Source organism: Aestuariivivens sediminis (assembly GCF_022662105.1).
Lineage (GTDB): Bacteria > Bacteroidota > Bacteroidia > Flavobacteriales > Flavobacteriaceae > Aestuariivivens > Aestuariivivens sediminis.
Genome location: NZ_JAKMCP010000003.1, coordinates 296940 through 318966 on the forward strand (window position 1 = coordinate 296940; position 22027 = coordinate 318966).

Consider the following 22027-nt stretch of genomic DNA (forward strand, 5'->3'; position numbering starts at 1 on the left):
TTTAGGATTATACATTATTCAATATAAGTTCCAATTCATATTTCCAATTTTTATAGGCCTTTTGGTAAGGGCTTTTATCCCTTAAAGGCAAAAAGGTCATGACATGGTCATTATTCATTATTGATTTTCCAAAACTTTCTAAATCGCCATTATGCAGGCCTGCTGCGCGTGCTGCCCCTATAGCTCCGGTGGTATTGTATATTTCTATTTCCTGATCGATCAAAGTTGCAACGGTAGTGGCAAAAATTTCGGATCGGAATAAATTGTCGTTTCCTGCCCGTATCACCTTTGCTCGGATACCGTCTGATTTTAATATTTCCATCCCATAAACGAATGAAAATGCAATACCTTCCAATGCTGCCCGGCACAAGTGCCCTTTATGATGGTTATTTAAATTCACGTTAACGATTCTGGTTCCTAATTCTTTATTGTTTAACATGCGTTCGGCTCCATTTCCAAATGGTATTAAACAAACCCCATCCGATCCAACTCTAACTTCCGATGCCATTAAGTTCATCTCGTCATATGAATTAACGGCCAAATTATTCAATAACCAACGGTATTGAATACCTGCTCCATTGATGCATAGTAATTTACCGATACGGGTTTCTTTTTCCCTATGATGGTTAACATGCGCAAAATTATTTACCCGGGCATTTTCCTTTACAGATAAGTTATCCGTTATGGCATAAAAAACCCCTGAAGTGCCTCCGGTAGCTGCCACTTCACCCGGATTAAATACATTAAGGGACACGGCGTTATTTGGTTGGTCTCCGGCTCTGTAATATATTGGTGTGCCCGATGCTATACCGCTTTCTTCTTCCCCTTTTTTATCAACAACGGACTGGACTCCAAAAGTTTCTGTTATATCCGGAACCAAAGCCCGATCAATACCGTAATAGTCCAATAACATATTAGCGATATCATTCTCTTTAAAGTTCCACAAAATCCCTTCAGATAATCCGGATAGAGTGGTATTTATGGTATTCGAAAATTTATAGGCAATAAAATCACCCGGTAGCATGAATTTGTAAATGTTCTGATACGTGTTGGGTTCGTTATCTTTAACCCATTTTAGTTTTGACGCAGTGAAATTGGCTGGTGAATTAAGTAATTGTGAAGCGCATTTTTCTTCCCCAAGATCTTCGAAGGCCTTATTTCCAATGTTTACCGCTCGGCTATCACACCATATGATACTTTTTCTTAGTGGAACACCATTATGGTCGACCACAACCAAGCCATGCATTTGATATGATATGCCGATGCCCTTTATTTGCGTTTTCGAAATATGATATTCTTTTTTTATCCGTTTTATGGCATTACAACAATGGATCCACCAATCTTCGGGGTTTTGCTCAGCCCATCCATTTTTTTGGGCATACATACCCATTTCCTGCTTTGGTTCCTGAACAACTCCCAAACTTCTCCCAGTGGCTTCCTCTACCAAAGCGGCCTTAATACTTGAACTGCCTATGTCTAATCCTAAATAATACAATTAATAACGAAAGTGGTTTTTTCAAAAGTAGGTATAGATGACCCATTCTCCATTAAAATTGTCTAAATTAGATGTCATAACCCTCAGGGAGCATAACGGTAACTATTTAAATTTCAATATTTTAATATTAAGAATAGGCCTACTTAAAGGTTTTCGTAATTTTTCATATTTAAAGATTATCTGTATCATAACCCTGCTTACGATAAGTCTTATAGTCTTCCATGGTATCCAGATCAGCATTATTGAATTCAGGCCTTAAATAGGTAATAAAATGCTGGTTTTTATCCACTATACTTTTTGCACCAACATCTGAATTTAATTGGCGTAATTGGTCGAGATAGGACAGGTCAAAAAGAACAGGAACACCATGACTCTGGTGTTGATAAGAGGTACTGATAATTTGATTCCTACCTGGTAAAAAAACTGAAATCATGTTATTGAGGTAGTCAGGAGTAACAAAAGGTTGATCTGCCAATGTAATCAAAATGCCATCCGGCTTTAAAACTTGCTCCTTTATATAATTGGAAGCCATGGCAATAGACATCCCCAATCCCATTGACCAATCCGTATTATTTAAAACGGTTACAGGAAAACGATCAACTTTTTGGTTTATGTAATCATAATTGGCCCCTAACACAACAATAATTTCTGTTGCTACCGTTTTTAGGGCATTTTTTACAACATGTCCCAATAAGTAATCTTCCCCCCATGGTAACAACTGTTTTGGAGCACCCATTCTTCGTGAAGCTCCAGCAGCCAAAATAACCAAGGCTACATTCGTGGTTTTAGCAGGCACAACTATAATTTATTATGATGTATTTTCCCGTTTTTTTTACTTAACGACATAGGGTTTTGTTGACGTGTAAATGCCAATATTTCCGAAATAATAGAAATGGCAATTTCCTCAGGAGTTTCGGAACCAATATTTAACCCCGCGGGTCCATGGATGCACTCCAAAAACCTGTCTTCAATTTCAGGAGAATATTCAATAAATTGGTTCAATAAATCGTCCCGTCGCTTGGATGGACCCAACAAACCTATATAGGCCGGACTGGTCTGTTTAAGGGCCACGAGATACCGTAAATCATTAGCAAAGTTATGAGTCATGAGTACAACTGCGGTTTGCTCATCTATGTTTTCTACTTCAATAGTTTCTGGAGTTGTACTAATGAAAGCAGTAGCTCCGGGGAAATTTTCAATAGACTTATGTTCTTTAATCCCAGCAATTATAGTAACTTCCCATCCCGTTAATGCCGCATAACTACAAAGTTTTACAGCATCGTGTTCTGCACCAATTATAATCATTTTAAAACAAGGTGCCATCGGTTGTTTCAATACAGGGAGTGGATTGCTTTTATAATTTATTGAAGGATTGGATATGGAAAATAAGAGATTTTCAATTATAAGATAAGATCCTAAACCATTTAATGGCCCTGCTTTCTTTTCAAAAAATGAATGTATTTCGAATTTGGTTCTATGCTTTAAACAGGCAAAAAAAGCACTGGAAAAACCATCCTCTGGATCAAATAATTCCAATAATATGTACAGTATTCCCTCACAACCTAATCTGTAGCGTCCATCATAAGTCATCATCTTGGACCGTCCGGTTTTAAAAACAGATTGAGCCTGTAGGCAAACTTCTTTTTCTACACATCCTCCACTTACTGCACCTACCATATCCCCATTTTCGAGGACAAGCATTCGCACACCAGGTCTACGATATGATGAACCATCCAAGGCCACCACCGAAGCTAAAACCGATTTATTACCTTGCTGTTTTGCAAGTAGGGCGTTTTCAACTATGTTTTTAAATTCATGTGTCATAACCCAATCTACCCAACCAATTCTTGCAATTGCATATTATTCATAAATGGTTGTTTATAGAGTCTTTGTCCAGTAGCTTGGTAAATTGCATTTGCCAAAGCCCCAACAGCAGGTGGTAAGCCCGGTTCACCCAATCCGGTAGGATCAACGGAACTGTCTACAAAAAACACCTCAATATCCTCTGGTGCCTGTGCATGGCGAATTAATTGGTACCGATCAAAATTGATTTCATTGGGTTCACCATTATTAAAAGTTAGCTGACTATACATGGCATGACCTATGCCATCAATAACCCCTCCTTGGATCATATTTTTGGCAGCGTCAGGATTAATTACAATTCCGCAATCCACGGCACACCAAACTTTTTTAACTTTAGGTTTCTCATCCACCATAACCACATCAATAACCTCTGCAACGTAGGAGTGATGACAAAAATACGCAGCTACTCCACGATAAACTCCCGGTATGGATTCTCCCCAATTGGATTTTTCCTTAACTAATTTCAGGACTCCAGCATAACGTTCAGGTTCATAATCATTCTTTTCCCCAATTGGATTATTAATCGCACGATCAAACAACTCCAAACGGAAATCTATAGGATCCTTGCCGGCTAATTCTGCAACCTCATCCAGAAAAGCTTGCTCTGCCCCTGCCGTAAAATGTGATCTTGGCGCTCTCCAGGCTCCTGTTGTAATATTGGTTTTGGCATCAATCTTTTCCGCTGAATAGTTTTCAACGGCTCCCGCAGGAAAACGATTGGGAAATACAGGTCCTTCCGGCAGTCCCGCACCTTTTACACTAAAAGCAATTAAATTATTATTTTCATCCAGACCTGCTTTATACACCGATTGATATGCTGGTCTGTAGGTTCCCTGAGTCATATCGTCTTCTCTCGTATAGATAAGTTTAACCGGTGCGCCAATTTTCTTGGAAATGGCAGCAGCTTCAACACCAAAATGCACATAAAGCCGTCGTCCAAATCCTCCGCCAATACGTGTCATGTTTACGGTGACATCCTCCAATGGTAAGCCTAATAATTTAGAAACAGAACCTTCAAGTGCCTCGGGCGTTTGGGTAGGACCTATTAACTCTGCCGAGGTATCTGTAACATTTGCAAAAAAGTTCATGGGTTCCATAGTATTATGAGGTAAAAACGGTGAACTGTAGGTCCGTTCTATAACTTTTGCAGCTTTACTAAAAGCCATATCTGGATCACCATCTTTTCTACTACCCTGAGCTTTTCCGGAAGCTAATGCCGTTTCTAATATACGGTTATGCATTTCAGAATTCTCCAATTCCGAAATCAACTCCCAATTGGCCCTAATCGCTTTTTTTGCTTTCATTAAAGGCCATGTTGAATCGCCAACTATAGCAATAAGCTGTAAAAATCCTTTTTCATCACTCCAAGAAGGATCTTCAAGAGCAATATCTATAATAAAAGCATCTTTTACTCCTGGCATTGCCTTAATTTCTTCTTCATTGAAGTCCTTTAACTTCATCCCGAAAGCCGGTGGATGCTGTATCATGGCAAATTGCATACCTTCTCTTTTGAAATCTAAGCCGTACATGGGTTTTCCGGTCACAATGTTTTCGCCTTCTACATTCCTTTTACTGGTGCCGATTAATTCGAAACTATTGATATCTTTTAGGTCAATCTCATCCGGAATTTCAATACCAACGGCCTTAGAGGCAATGGCCCCGTAATCCACGGTTCGTTCTCCATTCTTCTCACTTATTATCCCTTTGGTAACACTCAAATCAGAAACCGCAACACCCCACTCCTTGGCCGCTGCCTCCAACAACATTCTTCTTCCGGTAGCCCCCGCCATTCGCAGAGCGTTCCAACTTAATCGAATGGATAAACTACCCCCGGCAAATTGATTTTGATATATCCCCGTATTCAATGGGGCCTGCTCAACAACAACATTATTCCAATCTACATCCAACTCTTCGGCAATAATCATGGGCATTGAAGTCCTTACATTCTGCCCGATCTCTGGATTAGGTGAGTAAATGGTAACCATACCGGTATCTCCAATTTTTATATAGCCGTTTATTTCAAACCATTCGTTGGGAATGGCTACTTTTTCTTTAATTTTTTTATCTGAAGTACAGCCAGTAAACCAACTAAACCCAATAAGCATGCCACCACCCGCTGCAGCAGAAACCTTTAAAAATGAGCGACGATTGTAATGTGTTCTTATCTTAGTCATAATGTCTTATTTTAAAGTTTTGATGCGGTTTTAATCGCTTGTTTTATTCTTACATAAGTGCCACATCTACAAATATTCCCATTCATTGAAGCATCAATGTCTGCGTCTGAAGGATTTGGATTACTCTTCAATAGCGCCGCTGCACTCATTATTTGTCCACTTTGGCAATAGCCGCATTGAGGAACATCGTGTTCTAACCAGGCTTGTTGTACCGGATGATCGCCGTTATCCGAAAGACCTTCAATAGTGGTGATGTTCATGCCTTCGGCTTGGGAAACTTGAAGTAAACAACTACGAACGGCATTACCATTAACATGCACAGTACAGGTACCACACTGTCCAATTCCACAACCATACTTCGTTCCTAACAAATCCAAATGATCTCTTAGTACCCACAAAAGCGGCGTATCCATATCTGCCTCAACTGTATGTTTTATATTATTGATTTTTAGGGTGAATGTTGACATAGTTAGCATTTTAGAAGTTATCTCCCTAAATTACAAAAAAATATACTTTCTTTAGTTTACGGTATTCAATTTAACACTGTTTTAATAAACTCTAATGCTCGCCTTTCGTTATAGTAAAAATCTTTCTTCTCAATAAACCCGACATGTCCTCCATACTTTGGCATTTCAAGATGCAGAAAGGAATTATTTTTAGCTTCTTTAACAGGGAAACACTCCGGTGATAAAAAGGAATCGTTTAATGCATTAATGATGAGCACCGGAGTTTTAATATGAGGCAGAAATTGTAAACAACTGTTCTTGTCATAGTAATCTCTAGCATTCTTAAAGCCATGTGCCTTTGCCGTGTACACGTTATCAAAATCCTTTAGGGTTTTAATGGTATTAATCTCACTAATGCTCAATGCATTGGGAAATCGTCTTTGTTTTTCTCTTAACCGTTTTAATAAATCCTTTAGAAATCTATCATGAAATGGTTTATTTTTAATTGTATGAAGTGCCTCGCAAGAACCGGATAAACTACAAGGTACCGAGACCGCCACCGCTGCTTTTATATTAGGTGGGACATCCCGTCTTTCTCCTAAATATTTCAAAATTAAATTTGCACCTAAACTCAGGCCTTTTAAAAAAATGTGATCATAGTGTTTTACATGAATAGCATGATCAATAACTTCTTCTAAGTCTGAAGTTGCTCCTGAATGATAACTGTAGTATTTTAAATTTTGTTCACCACTACATCCTCTGAAATTTACACAAAGTGCATCAATGCCATTGGCGTTAAACAATTGAGCAGGACCCGTTACATAAGGACGTTGCCCATGGCCTTCAAGCCCATGAAGCAGAATAATTAATTTGTTGGTCTTCGATTTTGAATGGCTCCAATCCAAATCCAGAAAATCCCCATCTGAAAGTGTGATTCGTTCCCGGTGTTGTTTTAGGGTGACTTGTCTCAATAATCCGGAATATACGGTTGAAATAAAACCGTTTTTAAAGTAAAAAGGAGGCTTGTAAGTGGATTCTAATATGGGCATTTTATAATTGACAGTAAATTGTTATAGGTTGACAGTTCCATGACTCAGAGTAATCATTATACTTCAAGGGAGGTAAATGTAAAATCATTTCCATTAAACAACCCCTTATCGCTTAATTTTAATGATGGAATGACCAACAATGCCATAAAAGAGAGGGTCATGTACGGGGCATGCATTTGGGATCCCAAATACTTAGCCATTATATTCAACTGTGAATATGCCTTTCCAACAGTTTCACCATCTTTATCACTCATAATGCCAGCAACGGGAAGGGGCATCACTAATTCCTCCTCCTTTGAAACGGCACATATACCGCCTTTATTTTCTATAAGTAAGTTAACCGCCTTACAAATGGCTTCATCATTAACGCCAACAGCAATGATATTATGTGAATCATGTGCCACGGAAGACGCTATAGCGCCTTCTTGAAGTCCAAAATTCTTTATAAAGGCCATTACAGGACGTTCGTTCTTGTAACGATTAACCACGGTCATCTTTAAAATGTCTTTTTTAATATTTGATATTAGGTTTCCATTAGAGTATATGGCATCTTCAACAATTTCATTAGTTACTAACTGCCCCTCTAAGGCTTCAATAACCCGAATTTTCTTTGCCGTAGAAGCCACTCCAAAATCTGACTCTTTCTTTTTATGACAACTAAAATTATTGACTTTACTAAAGGAAATAGGTTTTATTAATGATTTTCCATTATGGAAAACCACCTCTCCGTTAATAACGGTCTGTTTGGTTTTAAAGGTATTTAAGTCTTCAACAACAATGCAATCTGCCGGATCTCCAACCCTTAACAGTCCAACCTCCAGCTTATAGTGGTCTACGGGATTGACGCATGCTACCTGTAATACCTTAAAGACATCCATCCCTCTTGCAACTGCGCTCTGGCAAAGTTCATTAATATGACCTACAATTAAATCATCGGGATGCTTATCGTCACTACAAAACATGATATCATTATAATATTCCGGCAATAAATCAATTAAGGCATCAAAGTTTTTGGCTGCACTACCTTCTCTAATTAAAATTTTCATACCCTTTTGCAATTTTTCCAATGCCTCATCATACGTAAAACATTCATGGTCGGTCGAAATTCCCGCTTCAATATATTTGGAAATAGCATTACCCCTTAAACCAGGTGCATGTCCATCCACCGGTTTTTGGTAATGTTTAGCCCAAGCCAGTTTTTTAATAACATCATCATCCTTAAACAACACACCGGGGTAATTCATCATTTCCGCTAAATATTTTATTTCAGGATGTTCCAAAAGGATTTTTATGTCATTCGGATTTATTTCAGCTCCGGCCGATTCAAACATCGTAGCAGGGACACATGAAGGTGCTCCAAAATTGAACTTAAATGGAACCTGTTTACCGTTTTCAATCATAAATTTCACACCTCTAACGCCTAAAACATTGGCGATTTCATGCGGATCGGAAACGGTAGAGACCGTACCATGCCTAACGGCAATTCTTGCGAATTCACTGGGCACCAACATCGAGCTTTCTATATGGATATGGGCATCGATGAAACCGGGCAGAATAAAATGGTCCATATCATGCTCTTTCTCCTCTATGGATACAATAACATGGTCTTCAATGGTTATTTCACCTTTATAAATACGCCTATTTGATATATCAACTATATTGCCTTTTAGATTCATCCTTTTATTGATACTGGGCAGTGCTTAATGTCACCTCAGAAATCGTGCTCAACACGACCCTATTTTTTTAGTTCTATTTTTAAAATTTGTTTGGTTTTATCTGTCACTTTAAAACGATTATCTGCACGCCTTCCGACAACCCATACTATATCATCTTTCGAACACAACAACCAGGTACGATCTTTTTCTATCAATGATAACTTCTCATCCTTAAAATATTTGCTCAACTTCTTTTTTCCAGACATTCCCAAAGGATAGAAGTAATCACCGTCCTGTTTTCTTCTCAATGTTAACGGAAAATGCAACATTTTTTTATCAACATAAATACACGTATTACCGGCTTTTGAAATGCTATCCACTTCTTCAAAACTAAATGTTCCCAAAGGTGTTTCAAAGTTTTTTAGGTCATTCAGGGTAAATATTTCCGGAACACTGGTTAATTCGATTTCAGTTACCAACAAATGCGCCCTATTTTTTATTAACCGGTGTGTTTTAGATTGCACATATTTTCCCGTTTCAGCTTCCAATAAATTAGTGACATCCTGCCATTCGGTAAACCCATATTTTTTAAAGACTTCATATAGGTAGGCCTTTGGGTGGGTTAGCTTTTGAAATTCTGAGATTTTAAAAGCACTAATACCATTTTCAACCTTGGCTATGGCGCGGTCTAAAAAAGCATCCATCTGGTCTTTAACAATGACTGAGGCCTCATTCAAATTATTTAAGGTCGTCTGAAAACTTTGCAAAAGGCTGGGATTAATGTCCTTCAAAACAGGGATAACCTCGTGCCTTAATTTATTCCGTAAATATTTAACTGACGCATTGCTGCTATCGGACCGCCATTTAATGTTGTACTCATTTGCAAAACCCAAAATTGCTTCCCTGGAGTAAGGCAAAAGGGGTCTAACAAATTTATCATTGACTTCGGGAATTCCAGTTAACCCTTCCAATCCGGTTCCACGGGTGAAATTTATTATAAAGGTTTCTAAATTATCATCCGCATGATGCGCCGTTAAAACATAGTCAAAATGTAATTGTTCGGCAATTTCCTTAAACCAATTATAACGCAGTTCCCGCGCTGCCATTTGGAGTGAACACTTATTATTTCTGGCATAGTCCTTAGTGTCAAAACTTTCTATAAAAACCTCCAGATCCAAATCCTCGGCGAGATCCAAAACAAATGCTTCGTCGGCATCGCTCTCCTCTGATCGCAAATTAAAATTACAATGCGCCAGGGCAATGTTAAACCGCAGTTTATGGCATAAATGCGTTAATACCACACTATCAACTCCCCCTGAAATGGCAATAAGTAGTTTCTTCTTATTTAAAAATGGCAACCTGAGATCGATATGGTTTTGAAATGAATTCAGCATAGGCCAAATATACAACTTTGCCAAGTTAAAAATAGGCGACATATTTTATAAATGAAATGATGAATATCATATCCCAACCCTCCAATTTTTGTATCTTTAACGTATCATTTATATTTCTTCAGTCATGCGTCAAAAAGACAACATATTAGATAAGTCGGGTGAAAAAGCATTTCATAAGAAAGTAGTTTCAGTAACCCAACATTTAAGGGCTTATGTCAATCATAGGTTATATATCGCAGAATCCTTAGGAATTATTCCGAAAAACATGTACAGTTCTAACGATCTCATCGATGAGGCCATTGTAAAATATTACGATAAAGGCTATGATGTTGATGCCGACCCTTTAACCATCAAGTTGAAACTTTTTAAAATTGTGGACACGGATTTGGATGAACTTTATAAAACCGAAGCTTTTCATAAGAATACCCTTAGCACGAATGACATATTGCATGAAGAACTGGACGGGCTAATTGAAAATTATACCATTGATGACGATTTCGATTTTATTATGAAGGAAGAGTTAAGTGATATTTCTTACAGGCAAGATACCAAACACAAACATGTTTTTGTATACGATGATAATAATACATCTTTAGCCCAAGCTTTTGAAATTGAAAACCTTAAATCCTTATCGCGTACTAATTTATTGGGGAGGTTTTACACCTCTACTCCTTTAAAAGTAACGGATATTGTCGATCTGTTTGTTTTTGGCAGACTGAATTACGATGATATTGCCAAAATAAAAAATACCGAGAAGGAATATATAGAGAAGCTACTTACCCAAGCCATGGAAACCTTAAAAAGCAATTTAGGTTAGTTTTCAAGCACAGTCCTCATGGCCTTGGCCTTTACCAAACATTCCTCATATTCTTTTAAGGGATCACTTTTTGATGTGATGGCACCTCCCACAGAATAGGAAACATAACGATTGTTAGCATTATAAAGAATGCTTCGGATAACCACATTAAAATCAAAATTTCCAATTGGAGTAAGGTAACCAATCGCTCCGGAATAAACTCCCCTTCTGGTTTCCTCCAGGGCTTCAATGATCTGCATAGCTGAAATTTTGGGTGCTCCGGTCATGCTCCCCATAGGAAAAGTACTTTCTATAATGTCCACCGGATGTGTAGAAGGATCCACTTCGGCACTAACCGTTGAAATCATTTGATGAACCTGATTGAAGGTATAGACCTTGCACAATTCTTCCACCTTAACACTACCCTTAATGGCAGTTTTGGATAAATCATTACGTACCAAATCCACTATCATAATATTTTCACTGCGTTCTTTAATATCAGTTGCCAAAGCGGTATTAAATAAGGCATCTTCATGCAAATTATCCGATCGCTTCGCTGTTCCCTTGATAGGTTGTGATATTACTTTGCCGCCATCCTTCTTTAAATAGCGTTCTGGAGAAGCACTTAATACATATTTTTCGCCCAGTTTGATAAAGGATGCAAACGGAGGCTTAGAAATTTCATTGAGTTTCCTGTAGGTTTCCAATGGATTAATTTGGGTGTCTTCGGCATAGAACTCCTGACAAAAATTGGCTTCGTAAATATCACCCCTATGGATGTGACCCAACATTTTATTTACTTTTTCAAAATAGGCATCCTTATGGATTCGAAGTTTTATTTTAATGTCCTCTTTACCGTGAACCTTTGTTGATTTGCTCAAAGGATTAATCCCTTTAATCGCTTTTACATCGTCCCCTACCTCATCATCAATACATTCTAAATAGTGTGCTTCAACCGTATTTCCCTTAATTAGAAATAATCTCTTCGGCTGAAAAAAGTATAAATCCGGAAATTTAAGTGCATCAAAATTAGCGGACGTCACATCCTCGATATCATTTTTTAAATCGTAGGTCAAAAATCCAAAAATCCAATCTTTTGTATGGGTGTGATACGCCTTCAATTGATCAAAGGCTTGATGAAAATTAGTATCAATGACCGAAAAGGCTTCCACGGCAAGAACGGCGTCATAACTTGAATAATCCTGAATGTAACTATTTGAATCCAACCAAACCACATCACTAAATTGTTGTGCCCAAACCAACAACTGATTCTTGAATGTATCAATTTTCTCTACATAAATAGCTCGTGATGTTCTCAACAAAAACAGATTAAGACACAAAGTTAATTAGTTTACTTAAAAAATTAAGTATTTTGTGTATACTTTAAACAGAAATGATGCATACATTAAAAAACAACAAGCTGCAAATTACCATCAATAAAATAGGCGCTGAACTTTGTAAAATAACCTCTACAAAATTCGGTACTGAATTTATGTGGGATGGAAATCCTGAGGTTTGGAGTGGAATTTCTCCTGTGTTATTCCCGATTATTGGAGCCTTAAAAAATGGATCTTACCTATTCGATAACAAGATATTCGAACTCCCCAAACACGGTTTTGTTAGACATAATGATCATTTTAAAATAAATAAAGAAGCCGAGAACCACTTAAATTTTGTATTACGTCATAACGATCATCTCTTAAAATCATACCCTTTTAAATTTGAATTTAACCTGGGCTATACGCTAACGGATAATACCGTAGAAGTGACACATGCAATTCGAAATTGTGATGACCATACAATGTATTTCTCGGTAGGTGGACATCCCGCTTTTAAGTGTCCCGTTTTTAAGGATGAACATTACAAGGATTATATTTTGGAATTTGAATACAATGAAAATTCCAGTACCCATTTAATCAATATGGATAATGGATTGATAACCAACCGAACTCAACCGATATTAGTAAATTCAAATAGTATTAAACTAAGGCATGATTTGTTTAATCAAGACGCCTTAATTTTGAAAGATTTAAAGTCCAAAAAGGTTACTTTGAAAAGTAATACACATGGTGCCATTTTAACGGTTAGCTATCCCGATTTTCCATATTTGGGTATTTGGGCAAAACCAAGTGGGGATTATGTATGTATTGAACCATGGCTAGGTATAGCGGATAACGAAATAACCAATCAGAATTTGAAGACCAAAGAAGGAATTCTGGCACTGGATCCCAAAAACGAATTCAAAGCCTCTTATACCATAGAAATACATGACGATCATCTTGTCTAATAAATTAATGGTAGATTTGCAGACTAAATAACAGTTTTGAGGTTTTCTGATTTAAATTTAAGCACCCCCCTTCTAAATGCCCTGGACGATCTGGGGTTTACCATACCAACCCCTATTCAGGAACAAGCTTTTAACCCTGTAGCTTCAGGAAAAGATATTGTGGGTATAGCACAAACTGGAACAGGAAAAACCTTTGCCTATATGCTTCCCATTTTAAGACACATGCAATTTTCAAAGCAAGATAATCCTCGTGTTTTAGTTTTAGTTCCAACGCGTGAGCTGGTTATACAAGTTGTAGAAGAAATTGAAAAACTTTCTAAATATATAAATAACCGTGTTTTAGGAGTTTATGGTGGCACCAATATCAACACACAAAAACAGGCTGTTGGTGAAGGTTTGGATATATTAGTTTCTACACCAGGGCGATTGTACGACTTAGCAATGAGTCGTGTACTTCAGCTTAAATCAATTCAGAAATTAGTGATTGATGAAGTTGATGTTATGCTCGATTTGGGTTTTAGGCATCAACTCATTAATATTTTCGATATCCTTCCCAAACAACGTCAAAACATTTTATTTTCGGCTACAATGACCCATGATGTCGATGCCTTGTTAAATGACTTTTTTAAAGCTCCCAAACGCATTTCCATTGCAGTTTCTGGAACGCCGGTGGACCATATTACCCAGACAAGATACAACGTCCCGAATTTTTATACTAAGGTTAATTTAATAACTCACTTATTAGAAGATTCTGAAATCTTTAACAAAGTATTAATTTTCGTGGCTTACAAACGTATGGCAGATCGTTTGTTCGAAAACCTTGATAAGATATTTCCAAATGAGATAGGGGTAATCCATTCCAATAAAACCCAAAATTACAGGTTTCGAAGCATTGAAGCCTTTGAAAGTGGAGAACATCGGATTTTAATCGCCACGGATATCATGGCCAGAGGATTGGATATTGACCATATAACTCATGTCATCAATTTCGATACACCCGAATTTCCTGAAAACTATATGCATCGCATAGGTCGAACAGGACGTGCGGAACGTCAGGGGGCATCCATCCTGTTTTCTTCAGACAAAGAGCAAGAAAGTTTGGGCCGAATTGAAGCCCTCATGAAAATGAATATTCCCCTGTTGGAGTTTCCGTCATTTGTTGAAGTATCATCGGAACTCATTGAAGAAGAGCGCCCGGAATTAAAAGAACACTACAATCCTCTCAAACATAAAGAAGAAGATTCTCCAGGTCCTGCATTTCATGAGAAGAAATCAAAAAACTCAAAGGAAAATCAGGGTGGTAAATACCGCAGGGAAATAGCTAAAAAGTATAAAAAGCCCAAAACTCGAGGCGATAAAAACTTTAACAGACGACATAAAAGGAAATAAACCTTAACCCTTTCTCTTCAGAGGTGGCCCACTTGGTTTTGAAACAAAACCGAACTATCTATTTTGGGTTTCGCTGTACCCTAAGATTCCAAAACCATTGCGGATTAAAAACCAATGGCTAATCATCTGGTTAAGAATTAATATCTTTTTCAGATTTACATTGACTTTATCAATAGAGTAAACTACATTTGCCAAAATCAAAAAATGATGGACTTCTAATGAAAAATACAGCGTTATCATCAACCCATGAAGCCCTTGGAGCAAAAATGATACCCTTTGCTGGTTTTAATATGCCTGTACAATATGAAGGTGTAACCATTGAACACGAAACCGTACGAAATGCTGTTGGGGTATTTGACGTTTCCCATATGGGAGAATTTTTAATAGAAGGCAGTGGTGCTTTAGATTTGATTCAAAACGTATCGAGTAACGATGCCTCTAAATTGACTATAGGCAAAGCTCAATATAGCTGCTTACCAAATGATTCTGGCGGTATTGTTGACGATTTAATCATTTATCGAATCAAAGAGAATACGTATTTATTGGTTGTTAATGCCAGTAATATAGAAAAGGATTGGAAGTGGATACAATCCAAAAATCATGTCGGTGCTAGCATGCGTGATATCAGTAATGATTATTCATTGCTTGCCATTCAGGGTCCAAAGGCTGTTGAAGCCATGCAAAGCCTGACCAGTCATGATTTGTCGGCTATAAAATTTTATAATTTTATTGTTGGTGATTTTGCAGGTATAGAACATGTCATCATTTCAGCAACAGGATATACCGGAAGTGGTGGTTTTGAAATTTACTGTAAAAATAGTGAAGTAAAGCAAATTTGGGATAGAGTATTCGAGGCAGGGGTACATTATGGTATAAAACCAATTGGATTAGCAGCACGCGATACTTTACGCTTGGAAATGGGCTATTGCCTTTATGGAAATGATATTGATGATACTACTTCACCCATTGAAGCCGGTTTAGGGTGGATCACCAAATTCGATAAAGACTTTACAAATTCTGAAGCCTTAAAGGCAGAAAAAGAGAATGGTCCCAAACGAAAACTTGTTGGTTTTGAATTGGACGAAAGAGGTATCCCGAGACAGGGATATAATATTGTAGATAGTAGTGGCCTTGTCATAGGCAAAGTCACCTCGGGCACCATGTCCCCTACATTAGGTAAAGGTATTGGACTAGGTTATGTGACCATTCCGTTTTCCTCCATAGATAGTAAAATAAATATTCAAATACGTAAAAATACGGTTCCAGCAACGGTTGTAAAGTTACCGTTTTATAAAAAATAGAAAATAGTTTCTATGAAAGCGCAGATGAAAGATGGGAAACATAAAATTTTAATTTTAGGGGCTAGTGGTTTTTTAGGTCATGCCATTTATCGAGAACTCTGCTCCTATTTTAAAACCTTCGGAACGTATTGTACTTCCAATAGAATTTATGAAAAAAACCATCAGTTTTTTCAATTTAATTTTGAAGAAGATGACATTTATGAAATTCTAGATATTATAAATCCTACCCTAATTATTTCAGCTTTAAGAGGGGATTTTTCAAAACAGGTATTACTGCATCAGCATTTATCGGAATATGTTATTTCAAACAAGGTGAAACTTTTTTTTCTGTCATCAGCCAATGTTTTTGATGCCTACAGTAAATATCCCAGCTACGAAACGGATAAAACCTATAGCAACAGCATTTATGGGCATTTTAAAATTAAAATAGAAAATATGCTTTTGCGCTTGCCAAAAGGCCTTGCTACAATCATACGACTCCCCATGGTTTTTGGAAACCAGTCTCCGAGAGTTATGGAAATGGTTGAGCAAATTAAAGCCAAAGAACCCGTCGAGATATTTCCCAATTTAATTATGAATGTGACTTCAGATGACAAATTAATGCAACAGATTCATTACATGATAAACAGAAATAAATCGGGAGTTTTCCATTTAGGCAGTTCAGATTTAGTGCACCACGACGAATATGTTAAGGAGATTATTTCCGCTTTAGGTTTAGAGAACGAGGTGATTTATAAACGGGTCTATACGACTAATGATGACAGGTATCTAGCTGTTTTACCAAAGTACAGCAAACTTCCAAAACATCTGCAAATTAATAGTCAGGACATTTTAAATGCATTAAAAATTTAATTGACTTTAACCCGTGAATTCATTACATTGGTTACATACTGAATACTAAATAATAAATTATGAGCAAGCTTTCCGAACAAGACATTGAAAAAAGATTACTCCAATTTCCGGATTGGGAATATTATGACCAAGCCATTCATGTAGAATTTGAATTTGAAAATTTTAAAGACTGTTTTAGTGCAATGAGTCGCATAGCATTTGAATGCGAAGCTTTAAATCACCATCCCAATTGGAGTAATGTGTATAATGTTTTAACCATTTCCCTCTCCACACATCATGTAGGTGGAGTTTCCGAAAAAGATTTTAAACTCGCCGAAGCCATTGAATTGATTGTAGAGCCGGAAGATTAATTTTATTTGGTGCCCAATAAAATCATTTTTAATTTCGCCGGGGTGTAATGGTTTCAATAAAAAAATAAATTAACATTTTAAACTATGGGAAGAGCTTTTGAATTTAGAAAAGCCCGAAAATTAAAACGTTGGTCGGCCATGAGTAAAGCCTTTACCCGCATTGGTAAAGATATAGTAATGGCTGTAAAAGAAGGTGGACCAGATCCGGATAGTAATTCCAGGTTGCGTGCGGTGATCCAGAATGCCAAGTCGGTAAACATGCCAAAGGACAATATTGAAAGGGCTATTAAGCGTGCTTCGGATAAAAGTCAAGGAGATTACAAGGAAGTTGTTTTCGAAGGATACGCCCCTCACGGTATTGCTGTTTTAGTTGAAACCGCTACAGATAATAACACCAGGACTGTTGCTAATGTTCGAAGTTATTTTAATAAATGTGACGGTAGCTTGGGCACTTCGGGTTCGGTGGTATTTATGTTTGACCACACCTGCAATTTTAGAATAAATGGAGATGGGTTAGATCCTGAAGAATTAGAACTGGAATTCATTGACTATGGAGCAGAAGAGGTTTTTGTAGACGATGATGGGATTTTAATATATGCTCCATTCGAAAGCTTTGGTGCCATTCAGGCAGAACTGGAAAAACGCGATATCGAAATATTGTCATCCGGTTTTGAGAGAATTCCACAGGTTACTAAAAAATTATCTCCGGATCAAGCTGAAGACGTAGAAAAACTTCTTGAAAAACTGGAAGAAGACGACGATGTCCAGCAAGTCTATCACACCATGGAGGAATCCGAATAAAATGCAATAACAAGGGAAAAAAGCCAGAGAAAATACCATTTAGTAAATATGAACCAAAATGGGAAGTATACCGCAAAAAAAAAAGCGTTCAATTATTGAACGCTTTTTAATTTTAGATTATCGATTAGAACTGCAAATCTGTTACTAAATCGAATTCATCATAAATGGCCTTATCCTTCAAGTTATCGAAAAAACTGGTTGAGCCATATTTTACATTGTACTTCGACCTGTCAATTTTTAATGCGGCAGTCGCTTTGTTGCCATAGATGGAAATAGTAAACGATATGGGGTGCGTTATGTTTTTAATGGTCAAATCTCCCGTCACATCATAAGCGTTTTTGCCACTTGATTCTACCTTAGTAAAGACTAATGATGCCGTTGGGTGATTTTCAACTCCAAAAAAATCATCAGACTTTAAATGACCTTCTAACTTTCCTTTATACTCTCCTTGTAAATCGGTAACCTCAATAGAAGTCATATCAATTACAAAAGCCCCTCCAACAAGTTCTCCTTCTTCCATGACCAACTCTCCAGACTCAATAGCTATGGTTCCTTGATGAGAACCGGTAACTTTATAACCTTTCCAAACAACTTGACTGTCATCTGTTTTAATAAACTTTTTTTCTCTTTTTAATCCTGTAAAGGAAAATGCCAAAAAGGCGACTATCAGTAAAGATACTTTAACTAAATTTTTCATTTTTATACTTTTTTATTTTAAACGTAATTCCAATACAAAGATCGTATGTATCGTAACAATAAAAAATGAAGTAGTTTATAAAATAAAGTTAAACTAGATTAACTTTTATTCAAGGGCCAGTTGACTTTTAATTTTACTCAGAAATTCTTTGGTTATACCCAGGTAAGATGCAATCATATACTGTGGAATACGTTGTTCAATTTCGGGATATTGTTCCCTGAAATAAATATATTGCTCCTTGGCCGTTAAACTAAAATTCCTAACAATCCTTTTTTGGGAAGCAACAAATGCTTTCTCAATAATCTGTCTAAAAAAGCGCTCTAATTTTGGAACTTTGGCATAAAGCTCTTCGATAGTTTCATATGGGAACATGACCAACTCGGTGTTTTCCAGGCACTGCACATTAAAATTGGCAGGGGTTTGAGTAATGAAACTACCCATGTCTGCAGCCCACCAATCTTCGATAGAAAACATTAAAATGTGTTCTTGACCTTCATCATCCAAATAAAATGTTTTGGTGCACCCCGAAAGGACATAGCATTCATATTTACACACATCTCCCTGCTGAACGATATATTGTCCCTTTAAATATTTTCTAAACGTAACATGTGATAATAATACATCTTCCTCTTCTTTGGTAAGAGTAACATGCTTTCTTATATAATCTAGTAAAGGTTGTACTTTTTGAGAATTCATGCTATTATTTCAATAGTAAAACATCGGTCACTAAAATAAGAAATATTAGCTTGGTTCTACTAGACAATTATTTAAAAACCTCGATTTCTGTAATTCGTCACCTCATATTATTTCTTACATTTATAACTTATTTTATTTGATCAAACTTAATCCGCATCTGACGATAACAACTAGTTCATGAGCAATTCCATAGCCGACCGTGTCAGTAATTTTTTAAAGGAATATCCACCTTTTAATATGCTTCAAAAAAAACTTTTGCTGGAAATAGCTTTAAAGGTTAATATCATTTATATGGAAAAAGGAGATGTTCTTTACAAAAAAGATGATCCATTCTCTGATTTCTTTTATATGGTGCGCAACGGATCGGTTTGTTTGTATCACCTCAATGCAGACGAGTCCTTAAGATTGGTTAATATCAATGATGGCGGCGATGTTTTTGGCGTTCGGCCATTGATTACCAAAGAAAATTATAAGCTTACGGCCATTGCCAATGAAGAATCTATTGTTTATGCCATACCCATAAACACCTTTGAAGCTGCGTCTAAGAACAATCTTAACGTTTACAAATATTTGGTAACTGCACTTGCTTCAAGTGCCTATGACCCTTACACAGCTGAAGAAAATTCCAGAATCTTTGTGGATTACCTTCCCGATTACTCCAATGATGTGGTAAATTTTCAAACCGCCAATTACACTAAAAATCCTATTTATTGTCCTGCCGAAGCAACCTTAAAAAATGCCGCTATTAAAATGAGTAAATTTAAAATAGGCTGTATTATTGTGGTGAATGATAACATAAACCCTGTTGGTATAATAACCAATAGCGATATAAAAAACAAAATAGCCACCGGACAATACCCTATTAATACTAAGGTTACAAATGTTATGTCGGCTCCTGTTATTACCGGTAAAAAGAATTTAACACTCGCTGATGGCCAATTAAAAATGATTAAACATGGGATTAACCATTTGGGTATAACAGAAGATGGAAGTCCAAATTCTAAACTTGTTGGGGTGCTTTCACATCATGACGTTATTACCACCCTTGGAAATAATCCTACCTCGATTCTTAAAGAAATAAAGCGGGCCGAGCGAACTAAAAAAATAAGGGCGGCAAGATTAAAAGCCAATACCCTGATTCAAAGTTACTTAAATCAAAACATTCCTATAACACATATCATCGATGTCATTTCACAAATTAATGAAGCCGTAACCATTCGTGCCATTGAGATTGCATTGAAAAAAATGCCTGCACCACCACCTGTAAAATTTTCTTGGTTTGCCTTAGGTAGTCAAGGCAGAAAAGAACAGCTATTATTTTCCGATCAGGATAATGCCCTCGTATTTGAGGATGTGCCTAAAAAACAATATGCCAAAACACAGGATTATTTTTTACAATTGGCCAAATTAGTAACCAAAACGTTGAACAAAGTAGGGTTTGAATATTGTGAGGCAGATATGATGGCCAGTAATTCAAATTGGTGTAAATCGATATCTCAATGGAAAATGCAATTTAAAGAATGGATACTTAAACCGGATGAAAAAGCCGTTTTATTATCGTCCATTTTTTTTGATTACAGTCTAATATATGGAGATTATAACTTGGAAAAGGAATTGACCAATACCATATACGAATCACTGGAAAAGACCTCGTTGTTTTTTAAATACCTGTGCACTGATGCCATTAAGACCCCGCCTCCGCTTGGTTTTTTTAAACAGTTTGTTGTCGAACAAAATGGAGAACATAAGGAATTGTTCAATATTAAAAAGAGAGCCCTAATGCCATTAATTGATGCCGGACGCTTACTGGTGTTAAGTAAACAGGTAAGAGGTATTAACAGTACCTATCAACGTTTTGAAAAATTGGCGGAACTTGAGCCCGAAAATAAGGAACTGTTCGAATCTTGTGCTTATGCCTTTAAGGCTCTTTTGAAATTTAAGACCAAGCAGGGTATTTTAAATGGCGAATCCAGTAAATTTATTGATTTGGAAAAGTTAACCAAGGAGGAAAAACTTAAACTCAAACGCTGTTTTAAACCTCTAAACGGTATTCAGGAATCCTTAAAGCTACGGTTTGAAATAAATACCTTTATGTAAATGGGTTTTAATTGGTTTAAAAAGAAGTATAAGGATACCCATCCCCAGTTTTGGAAAGATTATGTTGATCGATTCGATTCCATTTCAAAGGCTGCCATATCGGACACTCGTTTTATCGCCTTCGATACCGAAACTACGGGTTTCAATAAAATAAAAGACCGAATATTATCCATTGGTGCCGTGTCGATTAAACATAAGACTATTGAGGTAAACAATACTTTGGAACTCTTTGTGTACCAAAAGGTATTCAATCCGGATTCCGTTAAAATACACGGTATCTTAAAAACCGGACATGTACAAAAACATACCGAAATGGAAGCCATTGAGTCTTTTCTAAATTATATCCAGAACACGATTTTAATAGCGCATCATTCAGCTTTCGATTACGGCATGATAAATCAGATGTTATCGAGGAATGGTTTGGGAACATTAAAAAATGAATGTATAGACACAGGAGTCTTATTTGCGAAATCTAAACACATTATTTATCGCGATACCCTAAAAAAACATTATACCCTAGACGATTTATGTACAGAATTGAACGTCCCTATTGTTGATAGACATACGGCTACAGGTGATGCCCTATTGACAGCTATGGTCTATTTAAAAATAATTGCCCGTTTAGATAAACGGCAAAATCTGAATTGGAGCTATTTGCTCAATACATAAGAAAGGTGGTATTCTC

General features: G+C 36.8%; 20 protein-coding genes. 9 read left to right on the forward strand and 11 right to left on the reverse strand.

The annotated features are described in order from the left end of the window. Positions 1-7 precede the first annotated feature (7 nt). The 8 genes from MR054_RS09225 to tilS form a co-directional block, all read right to left on the reverse strand. On the reverse strand, positions 8-1495 hold the full coding sequence (locus tag MR054_RS09225; protein ID WP_242157630.1) for a xylulokinase: 1488 nt from the start codon (positions 1493-1495) through the stop codon (positions 8-10). A gap of 169 nt (positions 1496-1664) precedes the next feature. Further along, the gene (locus MR054_RS09230) at positions 1665-2291 is read right to left on the reverse strand and encodes a nucleotidyltransferase family protein (RefSeq protein WP_242157631.1); all 627 of its coding nucleotides are present in this window, start codon (positions 2289-2291) and stop codon (positions 1665-1667) included. Positions 2292-2293: 2 nt separating this feature from the next. Next, positions 2294-3319: an XdhC family protein gene (locus MR054_RS09235; RefSeq protein ID WP_242157632.1), complete on the reverse strand. Its 1026-nt coding sequence runs from the start codon at positions 3317-3319 to the stop codon at positions 2294-2296. Positions 3320-3327: 8 nt separating this feature from the next. Then, on the reverse strand, positions 3328-5532 hold the full coding sequence (locus MR054_RS09240; RefSeq protein WP_242157633.1) for a molybdopterin cofactor-binding domain-containing protein: 2205 nt from the start codon (positions 5530-5532) through the stop codon (positions 3328-3330). A gap of 11 nt (positions 5533-5543) precedes the next feature. Then, positions 5544-5999 carry a (2Fe-2S)-binding protein gene (locus MR054_RS09245; protein ID WP_242085040.1) on the reverse strand — a complete coding sequence of 152 codons (456 nt, stop codon included), beginning with the start codon at positions 5997-5999 and terminating at the stop codon, positions 5544-5546. A gap of 65 nt (positions 6000-6064) precedes the next feature. Further along, entirely contained in the window at positions 6065-7027 is a 963-nt protein-coding gene (locus tag MR054_RS09250; protein ID WP_242157634.1) for a YheT family hydrolase, read from the reverse strand. A 56-nt stretch (positions 7028-7083) separates the two neighbouring features. Then, complete coding sequence (gene ade / locus MR054_RS09255) at positions 7084-8703, reverse strand: adenine deaminase (RefSeq protein WP_242157635.1); 1620 nt, start codon at positions 8701-8703, stop codon at positions 7084-7086. A 59-nt stretch (positions 8704-8762) separates the two neighbouring features. Beyond that, positions 8763-10076 carry a tRNA lysidine(34) synthetase TilS gene (tilS, locus tag MR054_RS09260; protein ID WP_242157636.1) on the reverse strand — a complete coding sequence of 438 codons (1314 nt, stop codon included), beginning with the start codon at positions 10074-10076 and terminating at the stop codon, positions 8763-8765. A 124-nt stretch (positions 10077-10200) separates the two neighbouring features. Between tilS and MR054_RS09265 the strand changes: the two genes are divergently transcribed. Then, the gene (locus MR054_RS09265; protein WP_242157638.1) at positions 10201-10893 is read left to right on the forward strand and encodes a hypothetical protein; all 693 of its coding nucleotides are present in this window, start codon (positions 10201-10203) and stop codon (positions 10891-10893) included. On the opposite strand, the gene MR054_RS09270 is transcribed toward MR054_RS09265, so the two are convergent. After that, entirely contained in the window at positions 10890-12191 is a 1302-nt protein-coding gene (locus MR054_RS09270) for an anthranilate synthase component I family protein (RefSeq protein WP_242157640.1), read from the reverse strand. The two genes, MR054_RS09265 and MR054_RS09270, sit on opposite strands and share 4 nt — an antisense overlap. A 74-nt stretch (positions 12192-12265) precedes the next feature. Here MR054_RS09270 and MR054_RS09275 point away from each other — a divergent pair, with 74 nt between their 5' ends. The 6 genes from MR054_RS09275 to MR054_RS09300 all read left to right on the forward strand — a co-directional run bounded on the left by MR054_RS09275 (position 12266) and on the right by MR054_RS09300 (position 17852). After that, entirely contained in the window at positions 12266-13159 is an 894-nt protein-coding gene (locus MR054_RS09275; protein WP_338081518.1) for an aldose 1-epimerase family protein, read from the forward strand. Between the two features lie 36 nt (positions 13160-13195). After that, the gene (locus MR054_RS09280; RefSeq protein WP_242157641.1) at positions 13196-14548 is read left to right on the forward strand and encodes a DEAD/DEAH box helicase; all 1353 of its coding nucleotides are present in this window, start codon (positions 13196-13198) and stop codon (positions 14546-14548) included. Between the two features lie 218 nt (positions 14549-14766). Beyond that, positions 14767-15849 (forward strand): glycine cleavage system aminomethyltransferase GcvT, encoded by a 1083-nt coding sequence (gene gcvT, locus MR054_RS09285; protein ID WP_242157642.1) that lies wholly within the window; start codon positions 14767-14769, stop codon positions 15847-15849. A 12-nt stretch (positions 15850-15861) separates the two neighbouring features. Then, entirely contained in the window at positions 15862-16701 is an 840-nt protein-coding gene (locus MR054_RS09290) for a sugar nucleotide-binding protein (protein WP_242085049.1), read from the forward strand. Between the two features lie 59 nt (positions 16702-16760). Beyond that, entirely contained in the window at positions 16761-17051 is a 291-nt protein-coding gene (locus MR054_RS09295) for a 4a-hydroxytetrahydrobiopterin dehydratase (protein ID WP_242157643.1), read from the forward strand. Between the two features lie 84 nt (positions 17052-17135). After that, positions 17136-17852: a YebC/PmpR family DNA-binding transcriptional regulator gene (locus tag MR054_RS09300; protein ID WP_242085052.1), complete on the forward strand. Its 717-nt coding sequence runs from the start codon at positions 17136-17138 to the stop codon at positions 17850-17852. A 124-nt stretch (positions 17853-17976) separates the two neighbouring features. Here MR054_RS09300 and MR054_RS09305 read toward each other — a convergent pair whose 3' ends face one another. Continuing rightward, entirely contained in the window at positions 17977-18549 is a 573-nt protein-coding gene (locus MR054_RS09305; protein WP_242157644.1) for a YceI family protein, read from the reverse strand. A gap of 105 nt (positions 18550-18654) precedes the next feature. Continuing rightward, positions 18655-19245 (reverse strand): Crp/Fnr family transcriptional regulator, encoded by a 591-nt coding sequence (locus tag MR054_RS09310; protein WP_242085054.1) that lies wholly within the window; start codon positions 19243-19245, stop codon positions 18655-18657. Between the two features lie 177 nt (positions 19246-19422). Here MR054_RS09310 and MR054_RS09315 point away from each other — a divergent pair, with 177 nt between their 5' ends. Together MR054_RS09315 and MR054_RS09320 are read left to right on the forward strand one after the other, a co-directional pair. Further along, the gene (locus MR054_RS09315) at positions 19423-21342 is read left to right on the forward strand and encodes a DUF294 nucleotidyltransferase-like domain-containing protein (RefSeq protein ID WP_242157645.1); all 1920 of its coding nucleotides are present in this window, start codon (positions 19423-19425) and stop codon (positions 21340-21342) included. Then, entirely contained in the window at positions 21343-22011 is a 669-nt protein-coding gene (locus tag MR054_RS09320) for a 3'-5' exonuclease (protein ID WP_242157646.1), read from the forward strand. The last annotated feature ends 16 nt before the right edge of the window (positions 22012-22027 follow it).